General features: G+C 40.2%; 1 pseudogene. It reads left to right on the forward strand.

Features of this window, described 5'->3' with window-relative positions:
• Positions 1-204: pseudogene (locus DWZ47_RS31235) on the forward strand (ISL3 family transposase); the annotation flags it as partial.

A 204-nucleotide genomic window follows, 5' to 3' on the forward strand; every position in this document is an offset into this window, starting at 1 on the left:
TATATAACGAGAGACCGTGGAAGATGTTTCACAGAGGCTATAAACAGAATAATCCCTGGTGTTACACAAATCTGCGACCGGTTCCATCTAACCAAGAATATGACGGACACAATGATACCGGAAATAGAGAAAATGATTCGTCAGACTAAGCAAAAGCTCAAATACGAATATCCTGACAGAGACACGGCTTCTTCGTTAATTCTT

Source organism: Bacteroides sp. AF32-8BH, from assembly GCF_003435205.1.
GTDB lineage: Bacteria > Bacteroidota > Bacteroidia > Bacteroidales > Bacteroidaceae > Bacteroides > Bacteroides ovatus.